This is a genomic window from Egibacteraceae bacterium, from assembly GCA_040905805.1.
GTDB lineage: Bacteria > Actinomycetota > Nitriliruptoria > Euzebyales > Egibacteraceae > DATLGH01.
This window is the reverse complement of the sequence record JBBDQS010000102.1, coordinates 1-4,536: the sequence shown is the minus strand read 5'-3', so window position 1 is coordinate 4,536 and position 4,536 is coordinate 1. Positions and strand designations below refer to the sequence as shown.

Sequence of the window (4,536 nt, the reverse complement as noted above, 5' to 3'; positions counted from 1 at the left end):
CCCAGGTCTGCAGCGCCATCGCCCGCGCCTGCGCCGCCAGCTGCTGGTCCATCCGCGCCATCACCCGGTGCTCCAGCGTTTCCAGGCGGGCCCCGAACCGCTCGTCCAGCGCGTCGATGCGGATGTCGAGGCGCTCCGCCAGCGCGTCGAGGCGTTCCTCGAGCTGGTGCAGGTCGTGCTTGGTGGCCACGTCGGCCCACCCCACCGGCGGCAGGTAGCCGATCAACGTCTCGGCAGGCACCGAACCCAGGGTCTCCTCCAGCCGCGTGAACAGCTCGTGGCGGGCACGCTCGTCAAGCGCCATTGTCCTGCCTCCGGAAGCATCGGACAACTGCGACCCGCAGCGTCGCACCCACCGGGCGCGCCCGCACCAACCGACGGGCAGGGCTGTGGATAGGCGGTGCCAGCCCGACGGGCCCAGTCTCCAGGCGGGCAGCGGACCGCTTGTCCAGCGCGTCGATCGCACGGGCCAGCGCGACCAGCACCGTGCCAAAGGCGGCTAGCTGGATGCCGTGCGCGCCCGTGGACTCAATACCGATGCGGTTGCGAGACCGTCGAGCGCAGAAAGGCTTCGACGTCTGCTGGCAGGCTCCGAGCGGAATTGCGTGCCTGCCAGGCCGCCAGTTCCTGACTGACGAGGTACCGCCGCTGCAGTCCCACAACGGCTCGATGCGGGTCGGACGCTGCCGCCAGCACCGCGCCTGCCTCCTCGCGGGGGAGCAGGAACTCCGCTGCGAAGGCCCGCGCGCGTTGCTCGGCTAGCGGAGCGGCGCGCCCGCCCAGCACCTCGGCCAGCGGCAATGCACCGCGGCGGTCCATCAACAGGTGCGCCAGCTCGTGGGCCAGTGAGGCCCGTCGTCCGCCGACCGACTCGTTGTGGCGACCGTGCTCGTTGAGGAACACCGCAGGACCGTGGCGCGGCCCCCAGCAGGCGAAGGCGTCCACATCCCTGGACTCGAGGCTGACCGAGCGCACGATGACGCCCCAGTCGGCCAAGAGCTCGCGAGGCTCGGCGCGACGAGCCTCGGGGATGGCGAGCTGACGCCTGAGCCACCTCGCGATCTCGTATGCCTGCTCAAATGGCTGGGCCTCGGCGGTGGAGGAGAGCAGCTCGCGAGCGCCGGCTTCCATGCGGTCAAGCGCCGGGGTGCTGGTGTGTGGCACGGACCGGATCTCTTCGACCAGCGTCCTGACGTCGGCGGGTGGCAATTCGGCTGCCATCCGGGCGGCCGCCACCAACTCGTTGTCCTCGAACTCGTCTGCACGGAGCCCCCAGGCCTTCTCGGTTGGGCGCTGTTGTTCGACGTGGTCGAGCACCTTGCTCGGCAGCCCGGTTGCGATCGCAACGGCTTCTCTGACTGGTAGTACGGTTCGGTTCGCCCAGGCCTTCAAGGCCATGCTGGCTCGCGGCTCATCCGGCGCTGCGTCAAGCTGTTCAGCAATGGCGGCGCCGATCCCTTCCAACGTGGTGATGACCTCGGCGAAGCATCGGCGCACCACAATCGCGTCCGTGCACAGCCAGCAGTCCTCGCCTTCCCGGACGACCCACACCGGAGCGAGCCATGCGCCCTGGAGCGCTCGAGCGAGGTTGTGGGTTTCCTCATAGGACTCGAAGATCTGCTCTTCGGGCTCTCGCAGCGCCACTGGCATGTCGTCCCAGCGGGCTTGTGCTCGAGCGGTGATCTCCGCGGGTCGGGTGGGTCGCAGTGCGAACGGCAGGCCATCTTCCCACAGCAGATGCGGCCAGCTGTGGGCGAGGGACTCGAGCAGCTCGACCCACGTCCAGTGGAAGCCGTTTTCCAACTCCTCGCCGTGCCAGACGACGTGCCCTCGCACCGAGAGCCGGACGGAGCCACGCGTGAGCTCAGCGGCGGTGCCAGCGGCGTCAAGCCCGGCATCCCACCACAACGTGAAGCGAAGACCGTCGTCGTTGCCAATGCTCCTCACCAGTTCATCCATCGTTTCACGTCGTGCTCTTGCCCTTGTTCGACGGCCCGTCGCAGGAGCTGCTCCTTGAGCATCCGCGCGCCCCGAGGAAAACCTTCCGGAGCCTCCGGGAAGCCGTGGTAGGAACGCCCTGGCACGGTTTCGACTGCCCGGTAGACCACACCGTCGTGCACGACGTAGATCCGCTTCGGGTGCTGGTGGCGCCACGACTGCGGGGACCAGGGCATGCCGCTGTTCACAAGGCTCTGGGCGGTTTCCAGCGAAAAGCCCCGTGGGCACTTACCAACCTTACGACCACGGACCATGGCGAAACCGGCCTCATCGCGCCCCCAGCGATGCTTCCGCTTGGGATGCTCATCGGGTTCGTACTCGAACGGGGCGTTCACGTGGTCCTCCTGGGCCGCTTGAGTCAGAAGCCACGGGACAAGTCCTCTGCCGGATTGTACGGCCGTCAGTTCGGCCCGCTTTCCTCCTTCCACAGAAGCCCGGCGCCTGGAGCCACAGCGCGGCCCCGTCACGGTCGTGGAGCGACAGGCGCAGCGGCGCGCCCGCGGCGGGCTGGGTCAGCGCCACGCTGGTGGCCCACCCGCTCACCAGGTCGGTGACGGTGCGCTGGACGTCGAGGTCGGCGACCGTGCGTCGATCGGTCGGTTGTCCGCGCGCGCCAGGAGCTTCAGGGCGAGCAGGCGACCGGTGCGGACCACCCCGACGGTGACGTCGGCGAACACGGTCAGCGCCTCCGCTTCGGCGACGATCTCGGGCTCGACCCCGGAGGAGGCGAACAACAGGTCGACGACCGTCCTCTGCGGGGACCGGCGGTCGGGGGCCGGGGCCGGGGCCCCTCCACCGGGTGCCCCGCCCACGGGGTCCCCTCACCGGGGGCCTGCCGTCAACCGGCCGCCCGTCGGGTGGGGGGCCGTGGGGCCCGGCCCGCTAGCGGCCGTGGGCATCGCACCAGATGGACCAGCCGTGATGGTGGATGTGGGTATGGCAGTTCCAGCAGGTCTCGGGGTACTCGCGGTAACCCCCCGCCGCGTCCGTGCCCTGCAGTGCGGCTGTGTGGGGCGTGCCTGTCGCACGTGGGGGCTACGTTCGGGGCGCGTTACGCGTCCCCAACTGACTGAGACAAGGAAACACGATGACAGGGCCGGCAGTCCGGTGGCGCGAAGGCCGCTACCAACTGCGTGAGGCCGGTGACCAACTGCTGCGATTCTTCGTTGCGGATCGCAACCTCGTGATCAAGAAGAGCGCTGCGGATGCGGACCTCTACGGCGACGTGCTCCGCCATCGCGGACGCGACTCGGATGAGGCGGTGCTCGTCCTGTCCACCTACGCGACGCACCCGCACGGGCTTGGCCCGGTAGCCGAGCGCATGCCCGGGCGGCCTCACCTCCTCGCGTCTGTCACGGACCTCCTGGCGGTGAATATCGAGGTGTGGCCTACCGATATATTCCTCGACGGAGTCCCCAATCCACTCAACGACGTCCACTTCGACGTCGTGGTCCGTGTCGGGCCTCTTCCCGGGGGCCTCATCGGAGGTACGGCAGCACAACGGCGAGCCGCCCGAGATGGTCTCCGCCCATCTTTCGAGCATGTCCTGGGGCACTTCCGTGGGCCGTTGCCTCCACCCGCGTCTCTGACGGGCGTCGGGAGCGTGAGGTAACGTGGACGAGAGGAGGCAGCGATGGCAACGGTCACCAAAGCGGTCGTAGCGACCGAGATCGGGCCTATGGAGCTCGAGGCGGGGGTCGCCTACATCCATGACCTTGAGCTTGACGACGACGTGGCCCTCGAAGTCGGTCAGCGAGTCGAGATTCGCGATGGGGGCGGCAAGCTTCGGGCAGCCACGGTCACCAACCGGATTGCTCCGCGCTGGCGGCTGTCCATCGAACCGTAGTTGTTGCGCCCACGCACGTGGCACGCCCACCAGGCCCGAGGAGTCGAGCACGATCATGGGCTGAAATCCTCGCGGACCTCCTCGATGAGGCGCGAGGTGTCCACGGCGCGCGTGGTGCCCGGCTGCTGGCTGCGCTGCTTCTCGGCGTCGGTGTCCACCCCGGGCCACCGCCAGCCCACGTCCACGGCGGCCTGCACCAACGGCAACCCGACGAACTCGAGCCCGACTGGTGGGACGCTGCTGGTGTGCCTGCGAGGGGCTCGAGCAACAGCAGAAGGAGGATCGCCGTCGTCTTCTGTCCCGTGCTGAGGTCCTCGAGCCACCGGCCCGGGTGCTGTCGCCTGACGTCGCGTGCCCGCGAGCAGCAAGGTCCACACCGCGAGCTGCTGGCGGCGTTCGGGCGCTCGCTCGTGCACGACCACGTCCCCTTCCTTGGGGGATGTCCCCCGCCGCATCGTCGTGCGCTTGAGGCACGGATCTGGGCGTCTACGCCGACGCCCACGGGGGCGTGGTGCTCTCCGGCCCGTTCGGGGTGGGGACCTCGGGAAGGGTCGGCGCGTCGGTGACCCGTCACAGGTGTCACCACGGCGCCGGCGAGGCGCTCGACGCCTGCGGGGGGTCATCGCGACGAGCTCCCTGCGGTACAGCCGGGCAACGCCCAGGACGCGAACAGCCGACGACCGTCCCCTCCG

6 protein-coding genes are annotated in these 4,536 nt (G+C 69.3%); 1 reads left to right on the top strand and 5 read right to left on the bottom strand.

The features are described 5' to 3' along the window. The 4 genes from WD250_11410 to WD250_11395 all read right to left on the bottom strand — a co-directional run. Positions 1-304, bottom strand: a 304-nt coding sequence (locus tag WD250_11410; protein ID MEX2620812.1) for a hypothetical protein, incomplete at its 3' end; no start/stop codon positions are given. Between the two features lie 224 nt (positions 305-528). Then, positions 529-1,959, bottom strand: coding sequence for an ImmA/IrrE family metallo-endopeptidase (locus WD250_11405; protein ID MEX2620811.1), 1,431 nt, complete (start codon positions 1,957-1,959; stop codon positions 529-531). Further along, positions 1,944-2,333: a hypothetical protein gene (locus WD250_11400; protein MEX2620810.1), complete on the bottom strand. Its 390-nt coding sequence runs from the start codon at positions 2,331-2,333 to the stop codon at positions 1,944-1,946. The genes WD250_11405 and WD250_11400 overlap by 16 nt, the downstream gene beginning before the upstream one ends. 204 nt (positions 2,334-2,537) lie before the next feature. Continuing rightward, positions 2,538-2,810, bottom strand: a complete 273-nt coding sequence (locus WD250_11395; protein MEX2620809.1) for a hypothetical protein — start codon at positions 2,808-2,810, stop codon at positions 2,538-2,540. 821 nt (positions 2,811-3,631) lie between these two features. Here WD250_11395 and WD250_11390 point away from each other — a divergent pair. After that, positions 3,632-3,844 (top strand): hypothetical protein, encoded by a 213-nt coding sequence (locus tag WD250_11390; protein MEX2620808.1) that lies wholly within the window; start codon positions 3,632-3,634, stop codon positions 3,842-3,844. Positions 3,845-3,897: 53 nt separating this feature from the next. Here the strand turns inward: WD250_11390 and WD250_11385 are convergent, their stop codons facing one another. Further along, a complete protein-coding gene (locus WD250_11385; GenBank protein MEX2620807.1) occupies positions 3,898-4,041 on the bottom strand; it encodes a hypothetical protein in 144 nt (47 codons plus the stop codon). Positions 4,042-4,536: the final 495 nt, after the last annotated feature.

Bases quoted from the DNA above. Each gene is read 5' to 3' on its own strand.
- WD250_11405 (MEX2620811.1), bottom strand. From the start codon at position 1,959: ATGGATGAACTGGTGAGGAGCATTGGCAACGACGACGGTCTTCGCTTC.
- WD250_11390 (MEX2620808.1), top strand. From the start codon at position 3,632: ATGGCAACGGTCACCAAAGCGGTCGTAGCGACCGAGATCGGGCCTATG.